The sequence below is a fragment of the Ignavibacteria bacterium genome (assembly GCA_016873845.1).
Lineage (GTDB): Bacteria > Bacteroidota > Ignavibacteria > Ch128b > Ch128b > JAHJVF01.
Genome location: VGVX01000036.1, coordinates 12033 through 28477, shown reverse-complemented (window position 1 = coordinate 28477; position 16445 = coordinate 12033). Strand labels below are relative to the sequence as shown.

Genomic DNA, 16445 nt, shown 5'->3' with positions numbered 1-16445 from the left:
GCAGATGCATTTTCTTCCAAGCGAGATTTTGATGGTGTAATGATAATGTCTCTGATTTGGTATAGATTTTATTCTGGTAATATTGAAAACACAGAAAAATTTGCAGAAAATTTTAATTCAAAAGTTCTTAATAATTGGTTAAATTATTTACAGTTTGAATATAAAGGACCAAAACCTTGAACTTATCTGAAGCGAAGATCAGAGAAATAACCATCGATGTAATAAAAGAACTCGGCGAAGAAGCTCCTCCTGAAAAAATTCGAGAGAATGTTTACCGCAAGGTTGAAACTCTTATGAGTAATGGCAATTTTAGTCAAGAACCAATGGATTCCGGGCGAGTGATAATTACATCATATGGGATCAATCAGCCTGGCGTAGTTAGTAAAATTTCATCTGTACTTTCTGCGAACGATTGCGATATTCAGGATATTACGCAGAAGATATTACAAGAATTTTTCACAATGATCATGATTGTCGATATCTCGAATACTAAAAAATCATTTAAAGAAATTTCCGGTCTTTTGGAGGAAGTCGCGGCAGAATTGAATATTAAAATTTTCATTCAGCATGAAGATGTTTTTAGGTACATGCATCGGTTGTAAGTTTGAAAGTTCGTAAAGTTCATAAAGCTTAAGGTTTATAAAATTAAAAGTTCATAAAGTAAAAGGTTTTTAAAGTTATAAAGTTTATAAAGTTAAATGTTCATAAAGTATAGCATAAAGGATTCTCAATTCTCCATTCTCCATTCTCAATTCTCAATTGATAATTCTCCATTTTACATTTTACAATTTACATTTTCCATTAATTACCATGCCTTACGAGTTTGAAGAAATATTAGAAACAATCCGGATGACAGCAGTTGAACATTTCGATATTCGCACTGTCACACTTGGAATTAATTTAAAAGATTGTGCAGATCGTGATATAGATGTCGCATGTCAAAAAATTTACGAGAAAATCACACGTGTTGCAGAAAATCATGTATCAACTGCAAAGGAAATTGAAACACGTTTTGGAATCTCCATAGCGAATAAAAGAATTTCTGTTACTCCAATTTCAATTGCATTCGATAATTTCAAAAGAGGTGATTTCATAAAAATTGCTAAAACACTCGATCGTGCTGCGGAAAAGGTCGGTGTTGATTTTCTCGGCGGCTTTGGTGCTCTTGTTCAAAAAGGGTACACTAATGGTGAACGGGAATTATTAGAAGCAATTCCTCAAGCACTTGCCGAAACAAATAGAGTCTGTTCGTCTGTAAACGTAGCTTCGACAAAAGCTGGCATTAATATGGACGCTGTCAATTTGATGAGCAAACAGATTAAAGAAACTGCAAGGCTCAGTGCCAATGCAGGTTCTGTTGGTTGTGCAAAGCTTGTAGTATTCTGCAATGTCCCGGAAGATAATCCTTTCGTCGCAGGCGCATTTCATGGTGTTAGTGAGCCTGAGACTTCGCTGAATGTGGGAATTAGCGGACCAGGAGTTGTTTTACAGGCAATCAAAGAAGCCGGAGCAGTTGACCTTGGACAATTAGCTGAAACAATTAAGAAGGTTGCGTTTAAGATTACTCGTGCCGGTGAATTGATTGGACGAAAAGTTGCTGAATCTTTGAAAGTGAACTTCGGAATTGTAGATATCTCTCTTGCACCAACTCCTGCTGAAGGTGATAGCATTGCATCTATTCTTGAAGCTATGGGTTTGGAATCGGTCGGTGCGCCTGGTACAACTGCCGCACTTGCCATGCTAAATGATGCAGTAAAAAAGGGTGGATTGATGGCAAGCTCATATATAGGTGGAATGAGTGGTGCATTTATTCCAGTTTCCGAAGATGCAGGAATGATCAAAGCAGTTCAAAAAGGTCATCTCTCTCTAGAAAAACTCGAAGCAATGACGAGCGTCTGTTCTGTCGGACTTGATATGATCGCAGTTCCTGGCGATACTTCGGCTGAGACGATCGCAGCAATCATTGCAGACGAATGTGCGATTGGGATTATTAACGATAAAACGACCGCAGTTCGGATAATTCCAGCTTATGGAAAAAAGATTGGTGAAATTGTCGATTACGGTGGATTGCTTGGCTCAGCACCAATAATGGAGGTGCGGAACTTAAGAGCAAATGATTTCGTCTCACGCGGCGGCAGGATACCTGCACCAGTTCGAAGTTTAACTAATTAATCACTATATTAAAATAGAGAGAAAAAAAATAAGGGAGAGTGAATGCAGAAAAAAGGTTTACTAATCGGCTGCGGAATCGTAGGCGCAATTCTCGTAGTCCTGTTCTTTGTGATCTCGTGGGGAGTATCACAATACAATTCAATTATAGTTTTGGATGAAGGAGTGAACAACGCTTGGTCGCAAGTGGAAAATCAGTATCAAAGAAGATTTGATCTGATACCCAATCTTGTCGAGACAGTTAAAGGTGTAGCGAACTTTGAAAAAGAAACTTACACTGCTGTAACTGAGGCAAGAGCAAAAGTTGGGCAGATAAATCTAACACCAGAGATGCTTAGCGACCCAAATGCCTTTCAACGTTTCCAACAGGCACAGGATGGTTTGAGCAGTGCACTTTCACGTTTGCTTGTTGCAGTCGAAAATTATCCTCAGCTAAAAGCGAATGAAAACTTCTTGCAACTTCAATCGCAATTGGAAGGGACTGAAAATAGAATTTCAGTAGAGCGGAAGCGATTCAATGACGCTGTTCAAGCATACAACACAGATATTAAACGATTCCCAAAAAATTTAATCGCTAGTATAGCAGGATTCAGAGAAAAACAATATTTCAAAGCAGCAGCAGGAGCTGAACAAGCACCTAAAGTTCAATTTTAATTAATGAGAGTTTTAATTTTCTGGCTCGGTTTGTTCCTGTGTTTTGCGATTGCCGAGTCGGAAATTCCTATTCTAAAAAATAGGATTACAGACTATACTGGAACATTAACTTCTACTCAAACTACTGATTTAGAATCCCGTCTTAAAACCTACGAGGACACAACTTCAAATCAAATTGTGATTCTTATCATAAGTACTTTGGATGATCATCCTTTAGAGGATTATTCCATTCAAGTGGTTGAAAAAAATAAAATCGGCCAGAAAGAAAAAAATAATGGATTACTTCTTCTAATCGTAAAAGATGATAGGGATTTGCGGATCGAGGTCGGTTATGGGTTGGAGGGAGTTGTTACTGATGCACTTTCAAGTTCAATTATTAGAAATATTATCATTCCATATTTTAAAAGTGGAAATTATTACGAAGGTATCCTAGCCGGAATTAAAACTTTACAGGATGCAATTGCAGGTGAGTATCAAGCTGAAGATGAATTGAAATCACCAGAATTAAAAATTCTGCCATTCATTATTTTTTTTCTTATTATTTTATTCTTTCTTCCTTTGCTAAGGAGAGCGGGCAGAAAAGGTTGGAAATATAATAACAGTGGATGGAATTCAGGAAGCAAAGGAGGCTGGGGTGGATTCGGTGGCTTTGGAGGTTTCGGGGGTGGAGGTGGATTCGGCGGCGGAGGATTTTCAGGCGGCGGCGGGTCCTTCGGCGGGGGCGGAGCAAGCGGGAGCTGGTGAACTCAGTATAAAGTATCGAAGTTTGTAAAGTTTATTAGGTTTTTAAAGTTTTTGAAGCCTTAAAATTTCGGTAAAAATTGACATTATAGTACTGATAATTTTTTTCTCAATTGAAATAATAATCTCTTTTCTTTAGCTTGCAGCAGTTTTAATTAGAATTTAGTGTTGAAATCTATTTAATAACAATTCTTAAAATTTATTTCTTGAAATTATAACAAACTGGAGGATTTTTTTATGGCAATTATGATCACAACCGAATGTATTAACTGTGGTGCTTGTGAACCCGAATGTCCGAATACAGCTATCTATGCTGGAGCCGCTGAATGGAGTCTAGCCGGAAACACTTATGGTGCCGGAGACAATTCACCCTCAGGTGCAAGTGGATTTTTCTCGGAGGAATTTTTCTATATCGTTCCGGATAAATGTACTGAGTGCAAAGGATTCCATGATGAGCCGCAATGTGCTGCAGTATGTCCGGTTGATTGCTGCGTACCAGATCCGAATCATGTCGAAGATGAAGCTGCGCTTCTAAAGAAAAAAGACTATCTCGATTCTCTCGGAAGAGCATAAGCTATCTAAAAATATTTTATGTGAAAGTCGATACACAAATGTCGACTTTCTTTTTTTAAACCATTATCAGTATTTATTTAATTATGAAATTTGGAAAATTTGAAGTTCACTCTATTGTAACTGGACAATTTGCTCTCGATGGTGGTGCTATGTTTGGAGTTGTTCCAAAAGTTTTTTGGGAAAAAACAAATCCAGCAGACGAGAGAAATCGTATAGCTTTATCAATGCGATCATTACTCATAATATCCGACGACCGTAAAATCCTTGTTGATACTGGTGCGGGAAATAAGAACAACGATAAATTTAATGCGATCTATGGTATTCAAAATTCAAACGGCTGGTTCGATGAAGCATTGAATCAGTGCAATCTAAATACAGATGACATCACAGATGTAATTCTTACTCACCTTCACTTCGATCATTGCGGTGGTTCAACAAAAAAAGTGAATAATGAGATCATTCCGACATTTGCAAATGCTAAGTATTACATCCAACGTGAACATTTCGAGTGGGCAATGAATGCTTCAGATAAAGACCGTGCGAGTTTTTTAATCGATGATTTTTTACCGTTAAAAGATCATGATCAACTTATCCTGACAGAAGGTGAATTCAAACTATTTGAAGGCGTGGAGATTTTAGCGTCTAACGGCCATACCCCAAAACAGCAGCATGTAAAACTCACTTCGGAAGAAAGAACGATTTTTTATTCTGGGGATATGATCCCGACTGCGAGTCATATTCCGTTCCCATATGTGATGGGATATGATCTTTATCCCGTAACAACTATTGAAGAAAAGAAAAAAATTCTTCCGCAAGCTTATGAAGAAAATTGGATTCTGTTTTTTGAGCATGATCCATTTGTGAATTCTGTTACGATCACTTCAACTGAAAAAGGATTCGCGATTAAAGAAAAAAATCTCATCAATGATTAAATTTTTTATCTCTCGACAAAAATTAAATAGAGAATATGAAATCTTCTAATGCCAGCTGATGAATTCAAAAAACTCTGTTCCCTGGAAAGTCTTCCTCAAAATCGAGGAGTGAGAATAGTTATTGAGGATAATGAATTTGCTGTGTTCCGAGTTGATTCAAAGGTGTATGTTCTGAGTAATATTTGTCCTCATAATCATGTCGGAAAAATATTTGAAGGTGAAATAAAGGATGGCTCGGTTGCATGTCCAATCCACGGCTGGACATTTGATCTTGCAACTGGAGAATCAACCTGCAATATGAGCAGCATAAAATCGTATGAAGTTAAAATGAGCGGGAATGAAGTTTTTATAAAGATTCCAAAACGATTGTGGTAACATGTCAGACGAAAAAAGTATACGCACCAGTGAACTCCGGCAAAAGCTGTTTGGTCTCGGTTTTGATTTAGTTGGATTCACTAAAGCTGCAGCACTAACTTTTGAGGCGTCAAATCTCCGTACTTGGCTTGACAATAAATTTGATGCTGAAATGAAATGGATAGAAAAAAGATTTGAGGGTAGGATCAATCCAAAAAAGGTGCTGCCTGAAGCTGAATCAATTATTTCTCTGGGATTAAATTATTATCAAGTCGGTGAACCTAGTAAGTTGAAAAACTATGGTAAAGTTTCCCGTTACGCTTGGGGAAAAGATTATCATAAAGTTTTTGAGAAAAAATTTAAATCAGTCAATAAAATACTATTTGAGATTGATGCACGATCTAAAAATAAATTTTACGTAGACTACGGACCAACGATGGATAAAGTCTGGGCTGTGAGAAGCGGACTCGGTTGGATGGGAAAACACACCAACGTGATCAGCACTTCGATTGGCTCTTGGTTTTTCATTGGGACGGTTCTGACTTCAATTGAATTAAATCATGATTCTCCTATTCTTGACCTCTGTGGGGAGTGTGATCTTTGCATGTTACACTGTCCGACTGAAGCAATCATTAAACCGTATGTCCTCGATTCAAATAGATGCATTTCTTATCAAACCATTGAGAACCAAAAAGTTATTCCCGTAGAACTTGCAGGAAAGTTTGAAAACTTTATTTTCGGTTGTGATATTTGTCAAGATGTTTGTCCGTGGAATATTAAACTTCAGACTGAAACCTGTGAAACAGAATTTGCATCTAATACCATTAAAGAATTATCTTTTGATGAACTTGATGAATCGAGTTTTAAAACAAAATTTAAGCATAGTCCGATTAGGCGAGCAGGACTAAAAGCTTTAAAACGAAATTTTAAATTTCTAAAATCATAATGAATCATAATCATCATAATAATCTGTGTTCCTATTGCACTGGTGATATTGATGAAATTATACTGAATTGAATTGTAAATAAAAATATGGAGTGTTTATGTCAGATAATCATAAAAAAGTTATAATCATTGGATCAGGCCCTGCTGGATTTACCGCAGCAATATATGCAGCACGTGCAAATTTGAATCCTTTCGTATTTGAAGGAAATCAACCTGGTGGTCAACTAACCATAACGACCGAAGTCGAAAACTATCCTGGCTTCGAGCATGGCATTATGGGACCGGAATTAATGGATGTAATGCGAAAGCAAGCAAAGCGTTTCGGGGCTGAGTTTGAATACAAGTACATCGATAAAGTTGATCTCAGCAGCAGACCTTTCAAACTAATTTCAGGAAAAGAAACTTATACTGCCGATGCAGTAATCGTTGCAACCGGTGCCTCAGCGAAACTTTTGGGAATTCCATCGGAACAGGAATATATGGGATTTGGAGTTTCGGCATGTGCAACGTGTGATGGATTCTTTTTTAAAGAACAAGAAGTAATTGTCGTTGGCGGCGGGGATTCGGCAATGGAAGAAGCGAATTATCTCACAAAATTTGCATCGAAAGTAACAATCGTACATCGACGTGAGGGATTCCGTGCATCTCAAATTATGTTGGATCGTGCAAAGAAAAATCCAAAGATTGAATTTCGATTAAACGAAGTTGTCGAAGAGATTCTTGGAAAACCTGCCCGCCAAAGTTGGGCTGAAGGGGCAGGCGGGAATGAGAATGGAAGAAAAATGGTTACAGGTGTCAGATTACGAAACGTGAAAACTAACAATATTACTGAAATGAAAATCGATGGAATTTTTATGGCAATCGGACATAAACCAAATACAGAAATTTTCAAAGGTATTCTAGATATGGAGGAATCGGGTTATTTAAAAGTCAAAACCGGCTCAACATATACAAATATTGATGGCATCTTTGCGGCTGGTGATGTTGCAGATAAAACGTACCGTCAAGCAGTAACTGCGGCAGGAATGGGCTGTATGGCGGCAATTGACGCTGAACGATGGCTGGAAGCACAGGCTATGTAAGTCGAAACTCCGTTTCGAGATTCATATTTACTTTTATTGTCGAATCGGAGATTCGACCTACAAATTTGTAAATCGAATCCCCGTTTCGATGTTTTTCGTTTCTTTTAGACGTCGAATCGGAGATTCGACCTACTGTATTATACTAATAATTCAAAATTGCAATAACTCCATTTCCAATCCTCCCATTTTTCACATAAGCCGGCTTTTACAGGATTGTTGAGTACATATTTTATAATCCTTCTTAATTCATTTTGGTCTCTCACAACGTGATCATAACTCTCGTGTTGCCAGAATAGGCCTGAACGATTGAGAGCTTTATTGCATTTACCTGCAGTGTACTTTTTCAAATCCTGTAATATTTTAGTCACTATATAATCCGAAACTCTATTTGGAAATCAACTTCTTCAACTTCTGGTATTGTCGAATCAGAGATTCGATCTACATCTACCCCGTTTCGAGATTCTGCTTTTCCGTCATTTGTCGAATCGGAGATTCGACCTACAATGGGGGTGAAGACCTGGTGGACATGATTTGGCATAATTGTATAGCAAATCAAGTTGTAAGTATTAACATCATAATAGTGGAGTGCATCTTTAACTATTTGTCCAACAGGATCTTCTTTTAACCATTTGGGTCCATAACTTGAATTATCTAAAAGTTTGTCGAATTTACTAAAATATTGCGATTGGTAAGCTTTATATTTTTCTTTACGTACTTTAATATTAATATAACAGGAAATCTCTTTTAAGGCTTTCTCTCTTTCTGCTTTTAATTTCTTTATTACTTCAATTGGCAAAGACCCATCTAATCTGTACGTAACGAAAAAAGTATGTCCCGGCGGTTGATAATGTGGAAGATTGCGTTTGTAATATGTTTTATATCTTTTCAATGATTATAATTTCTCGAAAAAAAATTTTTAGTTACATTTTTGATCAATCAGAATTTGTCTCAAAGGGAGTCTATTTTTTGTTTGAGCATAGTAATGTTTATGTGCATTTATATTTCCTTTATTCGTGAAACTTCGTTTTGAGATTTTGTCGAATCAGAGATTCGACTTACAATTGATACCTTAGCAGTATCATTAGACATAATTGAATAATAAATAAAAATATAGCAAAAATTTCTACATTATTCCTTTTAAACAGTAATCAATAAATAACGTTATAAATGACTTAATATAATTTTAATGAGGATTTCAAAACCAACCTGCAGTATGGTCTGCAAGATTCCAGTCAGCTTGTCCAAGCTGCGGATCAATCAGCGAATATCTAGTCTCAGATTCCCTTATTTTTATCGACATCAATTTTACACAATCTTAATTATCAAAAAACTTATTAAATTTATACAAAACTGAATTCTTTCAAAAGAAATTTGTTTATAGAAATATAGGAAAATGACTTAATTTGTATTGTTGATAGTAAGAGGATTTGTATGAAATTAAAGAAAAACTTTATTTCAATTTGTTTGACAATTTCCATTTTCTTTCTTCAAAATGTTTATGCACAAAAAGATTTAAGTCTTTGGAGTAATTTCGATTTCTTCGTTGGCGAATGGGAGGGATATGAAACAGGCAAAGCCGGTATCGGTAAGGGCGAGAGAACAATCGAGTTTATAATGCAAGGAAAATATTTACATTGGAAGAATAAATCTACTTTTGAACCGCAAGAAAAAAATCCGAAAGGAGAAATTCACGAGGATTGGGCATTCATCAGTTATGATAAGTTCAGAAAAAAATTTGTTATGAGACAATTCCATGTTGAAGGCTTTGTTAATCAATACATTCTAGATAGTCTTTCGAGTGATAAGAAAAAATTGATTTTCTTTTCTGAAGCAATCGAGAATGTTCCATCTGGCTTTATAGCAAAATTAACTTACGAAATAATTAACGAAAATGAATTCAAGGAGTATTTTGAATTATCGCCACCCGGAAAGGAATTGATGCTTTACTCTGAGAATCATTGGAAACGGAAATAAGAAAATGCCGGTGGAATCACTGAGACTAAAATTCAAAGTACTCACACCTTCACGGTGGAAAGATCTCGAAAAATTATTCGGCAAACGAGGTGCTTGCGGAGGATGCTGGTGTATGTGGTGGAAACTTTCAAGAAAAGATTTTGAAAAGCAGAAAGGTATCAAAAACAAAAACGCATTTAAGAAAATTGTTCTTAATAATGAAAAGCCTGGAATTCTTGCGTATTTCAATGACGAGCCTGTTGGATGGTGTGCAATATCTCCACGTGAGAAATATCCTTTTCTCGAAAGTTCACGTGTTCTCAAAAGAATTGATGAACAAAAAGTCTGGTCGGTAGTTTGCTTTTTCGTTGAAAAACCATTTCGAAAAAAAGGAATCACTATCGAATTATTGAAAGCTACGATTGATTATGTAAGAAAATCCGGGGGTAAAATTCTTGAAGGTTATCCCATCGAACCGATAAATGGAAAAACTGCTGATGTTTTCGCTTGGACAGGTATTGCTTCTGCATTTCGAAAAGCAGGATTCAACGAAATTGCACGCCATTCACCAACAAGACCGATTATGAGAAAGTATATTTAATGCGGACTGCGGAGCGATGCACTGAGCTTGTCGAAGTGTGCGGAATGTTGAGCGGAGCGAAATCCCGCTTGAGACGTTGACGAGAGCCCTGGTACCAAGAATCCATGCACAGAAATTGAATCAAATTCAAGGAGAAGAAATATGAAAGGAGACTTTTTGTCCACGTCTCTTGCGGGACGGAATGGAAAGTGAAAATCAAATGCGGAATGCGGAGTTCGGAGTGCGGAATGTAGAATTCGGAATGTCCAAGGAGATAAAATGTGGAGTGCGGAACTCGGAATATCGTAAATTGTCAATCATAAATCGTATTTAAGAAGTACGAAGTACGAATTACGAAGTACGATTAAATTGTATATAAATCGTAAATCTTCTATCGTAAATCGTAATTCGTCAATCGTACGTAAGCTGACGGATCGTAAATGTGATTTTTTCGACTGATAAATTATTTTTATATTTAAATAAAAAGAAAAAGTAGCAATGCAAAAATCAAAAGTCTCAGTATTAAGAACTAAACCGGAATCCGTTTAACAAAATTATGAACGATTGCTGAAATTAGCAGAGTTCGAAAATTTTTAAGATAAATCGGCAACAACAATTCTAAAGAATAATATATCCTGGCATTTTCCATTTCCGGGTGCAAATACAACTCCATGGCAGCTGGAAGGAACAATTCTCGCATTAAAGAAATTTGGATTCAACGAGCAAGTTTGTATTCAAAACAAGACCGTCGTTACGGATGCTTTCAAGGGTGAGGACTTAAACAAGTACGTCCCGATTTTCAAGAGGTATAACATTCCCGTCCTCTTCAATTTCAAAGATGAGGATATGAAATGGATTCGTTTTGAGCCAGAAGGCAAGATGCTCGTTTTGAATCATATTTATCCTGAGGGAATTACGATACCGGATTATTTTCTTGGCAAAAACATCATTCATCTCCCAACTGTAAAATGTCACATTTACACAACTACTACCGGTGCAATGAAAAATGCTTTTGGCGGTTTATTAAATACGAAAAGACATTACACTCACTCATGGATTCATAAAACTTTGGTCGATCTTCTGCAAATTCAAAAAGAAATTCATTCGGGAATATTTGCCGTGATGGACGGGACAACTGCGGGCAATGGACGCAGATCACTTCGCTCCGCTCGTGATGACGACTCGAGAGTCATTGAGTAGTCCGAAGCCATTCGGACGTATCGAAATGAGGGTGCGAGTCTTATCTCGCTTACACTGTCGTCTTAGCTTGCAATTCCCTTACAGAAGCAGTAGCGGTTGTCCCGGTATATTGTTTAAATGCGAGGTTAAAAGTTCCGCGATTATGAAAGCCGACTTTAGCGGCAATTCCTTCGAGGGTGTATTTTTTTTTCTCTTCGGGATTCGACAGCATTAATATCGCGCGCTTGATCCTTAAATTATTTATGTATGCGTTGAAGTGGAGATTATAGGTTTGGTTGATCGCTTTAGACAAAAAAGATCTATTTACATTAAGCCGATCGGCAAGAATATCCAATGTGATATCCTTTTCCGTGTAATAATGTCTTAAATTCATCTCCTCTTCCAGAAATGCGATAAACCATTTTATCTTCAATAATTCTGATTCACTGACGGCGGAATTAGATAATTCTGGGCTCTGCTCCGGTTTATTATTTTCATCGGCTTCTGCAGGCTGTGCGCTGTTTTCTGCCTCCTTCTGAACTTCTTTTAACTCTATATTTTTGCCGTCCAAACTTCGCTGCACTTTTTTTAATCTAATATAGAATATGAAAATAGTTAATGCCGAAATAGCCAGCAGTAAGATTGCCGCTAACATAAACTTTTGCCGCGCTTCTATTTCGGATAACATATTTTTATTTTTATTAAGCAGGTCATCAGAAATAAACTGCAGACCCGCATATAATTTCTTTTTCGATTGAAGAGAATCCTGTATCTGCTTATGAATAACTTCCGCTTTCCATGCGTTTCTGTAGTCATCTTTTTTACTGTACGCTAAAGCGGTGTGCCCGCTGATTTTTTCCGCAAGCTCGATACTGCCGAAAAGTTCATTCGTCTCTTCTGCCTTTTTAAAATAGTACAAGGAAGAATCAAACTCAGATTGATAATAATGAAACTCCCCTTTGGTAAAGAATAATGGAGTCATGTTTTGGGGGCGTAGGCGCCTCGATTCTAAAGTAAATCCTCTATTCAAACATGCTTCTGCGTTTTTATAGTCGCGTTTTAAAATATATAAAGAAGCAAGGCTTACATAAGAGTAGACCATTCTTATGGTGTCTGAAACATTAAAAGCATCTTTGTTGGAGGCGATAAGTTCTTGTAATGCATCATCGAAATAAAAGATTGCCTTGTCGTAATTTTTTCTTGCCTTTTCAATTAATCCGAGATTATTCGTCATCACAAACTTACGCCAGTTAAACCATTGGAACGGATGTCCTTTTATTCGCATAACCTCCTTAAAGTATATTTCCGCTCTGTCGTACAATTCCGCCGAAAAAAACAGGTTTCCAATCTGATGAATTACCGCCGCCTCCCTTTCCGAAGTATTATTTTCTTTATAAAGTTCTCTGGCTTGAAGAATGCAGATGGCTGCCGAATCATACTGCATATTTTGATAGTAATAATTACTAAGACCGCTCATGGCGTCTGCCATCAGCATCTTATCGCCAAAATCGGATGCAAGCTTATACCCGGTGATATAATTGTTCCTCTGTGATATGCTTCGCGCAAATCCCGCATAAAAGAGAAACGTGCGGATGTAGTAATATTGGTCGTTCATTTTTTTGGTAACTTTCAGCAATCTTTCGGTCTCCCCTCTGGATATCGTAGTGTCGCTGTCAAATAAGCCAAGAATTATTTTTTCGAAAATCTCCTTCTGTTCCGAAACCGGGGCTGCCTGGAATTTTTTAAGGAGGTTTTCATATTGAGATTGGCAAAAAGATGCGGAAGTTATCAGAAAAAATAGAGGAAAAAATAAAATTATTTCTCTTAACAATATCATGCGGGATGTTTTCATTAATGTACTTACATTCATTACAAAATTAGGAATATTCTGGTGTCGAAATCAATATGGTTTCTTTAAGATCAGGGTTTTTCCCTTAAGCTATGGCAGATAAAAATCCCCCCATTTATGCGCCAAATAACCAGATGATCGCCCGGCGTCTGTATGAATCACTAATGCGCCTATCAATTATTCATCCTGAATAGAGGCGATGTACGAATATATAATTCAGTACAAATTTGTGTAGCGTTTTGAGACTTGCGAAGTTTCGTTTTTCGCTCATATTCCTTGTTTTTTGTCTCATATAAAGAACCTCCCGGCTAAAACGGAAAATGTTGATTAAAAGTATAAATCCACTCAACAAAAGTACAAATCTAGACAACAGAACAATTATAATTGTTTTGAAAATAGTAATTAAACTGAATGAACGCTATCATCAATAAAATAAAGAGCCTCTTCTCTGCCGAAAATATCAGAGAATATTCAACTTTAGAAAATGCTTTATTGATTATCTATCTGATCGTTCTATTCGTTTTTATTATTTACATTATTGGATTGCCCGGCTGAACATAAATAAGAGGCGCAGCGGGTTTAATTATACTGCTGCGGATAAAATATTTTAATTGATTGAAATCTTAACGTCTTATTTTCAAAATTAATTAAAAGAACGCGCTATGAAAAATTGTATAGTATTTTTCATCTCAATTTTATCTTTACAGGTTTCATTATACGCCCAAACATCTACACCCGATCCTTATATGTGGGTAACTAATGGAGCTGTTTATGCTATTGCAGTAGACGGAGATTACACTTATATAGGAGGAAATTTTACTTATGTCGTACCTAACACTGGCTATGGAGCAAAACTAACAACAACAGACCATTCACCAAATCTAAATTTCCCAAAGGTAGATAATATAATTTATACTTCAATTCCGGATGGCAGTGGTGGATGGTATATTGGCGGAAATTTTACAAAAGTTGGTTCTTACACAAGAAATAGACTTGCCCATATAAATTCAGATGGAAGTGTGGATGCAACATGGAATCCTAATGCAAATAGTACAGTCTGGACAATCGCTATCAGCGGCAGTGATATTTATGCGGGGGGATATTTTACATCAATTGGAGGAGAGTCGAGAAACTATATTGCAAAATTAAACAACACAAATGGAAATGCAGATGGAACATGGAATCCTAATGCAAATAGTGCAGTCAATACAATCGCTATCAGCGGCAGTGATATTTATACTGGAGGACAGTTTACAACAATTGGAGGACAGTCGAGAAACTACATTGCAAAATTAAACAACACAAATGGAAATGCAGATGCAACATGGAATCCTAATGCAAATAGTACAGTCTGGACAATCGCTATCAGCGGCAGTGATATCTATGCGGGGGGATATTTTACATCAATTGGAGGACAAACGAGAATTAGAATTGCAAAATTAAACAACACAAATGGAAGTGCAGATGGCACATGGAATCCTAATACGAATAGTGCAGTCTGGACAATCGCAATCAGCGGCAGTGAGATTTATGCGGGGGGGGAATTTACAACAATTGGAGGAGAGTCGAGAAATAGAATTGCAAAATTAAACAACACAAATGGAAATGCAGATGGCACATGGAATCCTAATGCGAATAGTGCAGTCTGGACAATCGCTATCAGCGGCAGTGATATTTATGCGGGGGGATATTTTACATCAATTGGAGGACAAACTAGAAACAACATTGCCAAATTAAACAACACAACTGGAACTGCAAATGTCACATGGAATCCTAATGCGAATAGTGCAGTCTGGACAATCGCTATCAGCGGCAGTGATATCTATGCGGGGGGATATTTTACAACAATTGGAGGACAGACGAGAAACTACATTGCCAAATTAAACAACACAAATGGAAATGCAGATGGAACATGGAACCCTAATGCGAATAATTCAGTCTGGACAATCGCGATCAGCGGCAGTGATATCTATGCGGGGGGGGATTTTACAACAATTGGAGGACAGACGAGAAACTACCTTGCTAAATTAAACAACACAAATGGAAATGCAGATGGGACATGGAATCCTAATGCGAATAATTCAGTCTATGCAATAGCAATCAGCGGCAGTGATATTTATGCGGGGGGTACTTTTACAACAATTGGAGGACAGCCAAGAAACTACATTGCCAAATTAAACAACACAAATGGAAATGCAGATGAAACCTGGAATCCAAATGCAAATGATTGGGTCTTTACAATCGCTATCAGCGGCAGTGATATTTATACTGGAGGACAGTTTACAACAATTGGAATAGATACGAGAAACCACATTGCCAAATTAAACAACACAAATGGAAATGCAGATGGAACATGGAATCCAAATGCAAATAGTATAGTCTATACAATCGCTATAAGTGGTAGTGATATCTATGCGGGGGGATTGTTTATAACAATTGGAGGACAGTCGAGAAATAAAATTGCCAAATTAAACAACGCAAATGGAAATGCAGATGGCACATGGAATCCTAATGCGAATAGTTTTGTAGTCTATGCAGTCAGGACAATCGCAATCGGCGGTAGTGATATTTATGTAGGGGGATTTTTTACAACAATTGGAGGACAAACTAGAAACAGCATTGCCAAATTAAACGACACAAATGGAAATGCAGATGGAACCTGGAATCCTAATGCAGATAATACAGTCTATACAATCGCTATCAGCGGGAGTGATATTTATGCTGGAGGAAATTTTACAACAATTGGAGGTAATTTGCAGCCATACTTTGCTCTTTTTACAACAAGGGCCCTGCCGGTAGAGTTGGTAAATTTTAAAGCTATCTTTATTAAGGATAATGTTCAGCTAAAATGGCAAACGGCAACAGAAATACAGAATTATGGGTGGGAAGTTGAAAGAAGCAAATCAGAAGTGAGAAGTCAGAAGCCAGTAGATAGAGGATGGGAGAAGATAGGATTTGTAAGTGGAAGTGGAAACAGTAATTCACCAAAAGAATATTCATACATAGATAAGACTGTATTGTATGGAGAATATTCATACAGACTAAAACAAATCGATTTGGATGGAAGCTACGATTACAGCGATGCTGTAAAAATATCGATAGGAAGAAAACCGGAAGTATTATCAGTAAAGAATTTCCCAAATCCGTTTAATCCGGAAACAAACATAAGGTATGAACTGCCAAATCTTTCAAGAGTAAATCTATCGGTATATAATTTACTTGGAGAAAAAGTTGCAACACTCGTGGATGAGTTAAAGGAAGAAGGAATATATCAAGAAACGTTTAGCGGAAAGAATCTTCCAAGCGGATTATACTTTACAGTATTGCAGTCAGATGGAGTCCGTCTCATAAAGAAAATGCTTCTTGTAAAATAATATTGAAATTAATAAGAGCTGATTAACTTCAGCTCTTTCCATTTTATACCTTTCAATTCG

Annotated in this window: 14 protein-coding genes and 1 pseudogene; 13 read left to right on the top strand and 2 right to left on the bottom strand. The window is 37.0% G+C overall.

All coding sequences use genetic code 11. The features are described from left to right. The first annotated feature begins 176 nt into the window (after positions 1–176). From FJ213_08115 to FJ213_08075, 9 genes are all read left to right on the top strand, one after another. Positions 177–602, top strand: a complete 426-nt coding sequence (locus tag FJ213_08115; protein MBM4176123.1) for an ACT domain-containing protein — start codon at positions 177–179, stop codon at positions 600–602. 208 nt (positions 603–810) lie between these two features. Continuing rightward, the gene (locus tag FJ213_08110) at positions 811–2172 is read left to right on the top strand and encodes a PFL family protein (GenBank protein MBM4176122.1); all 1362 of its coding nucleotides are present in this window, start codon (positions 811–813) and stop codon (positions 2170–2172) included. Between the two features lie 42 nt (positions 2173–2214). Beyond that, positions 2215–2823 carry a LemA family protein gene (locus FJ213_08105; GenBank protein ID MBM4176121.1) on the top strand — a complete coding sequence of 203 codons (609 nt, stop codon included), beginning with the start codon at positions 2215–2217 and terminating at the stop codon, positions 2821–2823. Between the two features lie 3 nt (positions 2824–2826). Further along, the gene (locus tag FJ213_08100; protein MBM4176120.1) at positions 2827–3567 is read left to right on the top strand and encodes a methanol dehydrogenase; all 741 of its coding nucleotides are present in this window, start codon (positions 2827–2829) and stop codon (positions 3565–3567) included. A gap of 234 nt (positions 3568–3801) precedes the next feature. Next, on the top strand, positions 3802–4137 hold the full coding sequence (locus FJ213_08095) for a 4Fe-4S dicluster domain-containing protein (GenBank protein MBM4176119.1): 336 nt from the start codon (positions 3802–3804) through the stop codon (positions 4135–4137). Between the two features lie 83 nt (positions 4138–4220). Further along, positions 4221–5069, top strand: coding sequence for an MBL fold metallo-hydrolase (locus FJ213_08090; GenBank protein ID MBM4176118.1), 849 nt, complete (start codon positions 4221–4223; stop codon positions 5067–5069). Between the two features lie 48 nt (positions 5070–5117). After that, the gene (locus tag FJ213_08085) at positions 5118–5444 is read left to right on the top strand and encodes a Rieske 2Fe-2S domain-containing protein (protein ID MBM4176117.1); all 327 of its coding nucleotides are present in this window, start codon (positions 5118–5120) and stop codon (positions 5442–5444) included. 1 nt (position 5445) lies between these two features. Next, positions 5446–6369, top strand: a complete 924-nt coding sequence (gene queG / locus FJ213_08080; GenBank protein ID MBM4176116.1) for a tRNA epoxyqueuosine(34) reductase QueG — start codon at positions 5446–5448, stop codon at positions 6367–6369. A 97-nt stretch (positions 6370–6466) separates the two neighbouring features. Beyond that, positions 6467–7450: a thioredoxin-disulfide reductase gene (locus FJ213_08075; protein MBM4176115.1), complete on the top strand. Its 984-nt coding sequence runs from the start codon at positions 6467–6469 to the stop codon at positions 7448–7450. Between the two features lie 367 nt (positions 7451–7817). Here FJ213_08075 and FJ213_08070 read toward each other — a convergent pair whose 3' ends face one another. Next, positions 7818–8339 carry a hypothetical protein gene (locus FJ213_08070; GenBank protein ID MBM4176114.1) on the bottom strand — a complete coding sequence of 174 codons (522 nt, stop codon included), beginning with the start codon at positions 8337–8339 and terminating at the stop codon, positions 7818–7820. A 542-nt stretch (positions 8340–8881) separates the two neighbouring features. Between FJ213_08070 and FJ213_08065 the strand changes: the two genes are divergently transcribed. From FJ213_08065 to FJ213_08055, 3 genes and pseudogenes are all read left to right on the top strand, one after another. Further along, a complete protein-coding gene (locus FJ213_08065; protein ID MBM4176113.1) occupies positions 8882–9424 on the top strand; it encodes a hypothetical protein in 543 nt (180 codons plus the stop codon). 4 nt (positions 9425–9428) lie between these two features. After that, positions 9429–10004, top strand: a complete 576-nt coding sequence (locus FJ213_08060; GenBank protein MBM4176112.1) for a GNAT family N-acetyltransferase — start codon at positions 9429–9431, stop codon at positions 10002–10004. A gap of 477 nt (positions 10005–10481) precedes the next feature. After that, a pseudogene (locus FJ213_08055) lies at positions 10482–11183 on the top strand (DUF362 domain-containing protein). Positions 11184–11232: 49 nt separating this feature from the next. Here FJ213_08055 and FJ213_08050 read toward each other — a convergent pair. Continuing rightward, a complete protein-coding gene (locus FJ213_08050; GenBank protein MBM4176111.1) occupies positions 11233–13032 on the bottom strand; it encodes a helix-turn-helix domain-containing protein in 1800 nt (599 codons plus the stop codon). A gap of 641 nt (positions 13033–13673) precedes the next feature. On the opposite strand from FJ213_08050, the gene FJ213_08045 reads away from it, so the two are divergent. Beyond that, positions 13674–16385 carry a T9SS type A sorting domain-containing protein gene (locus FJ213_08045; protein MBM4176110.1) on the top strand — a complete coding sequence of 904 codons (2712 nt, stop codon included), beginning with the start codon at positions 13674–13676 and terminating at the stop codon, positions 16383–16385. Positions 16386–16445 lie beyond the last annotated feature (60 nt).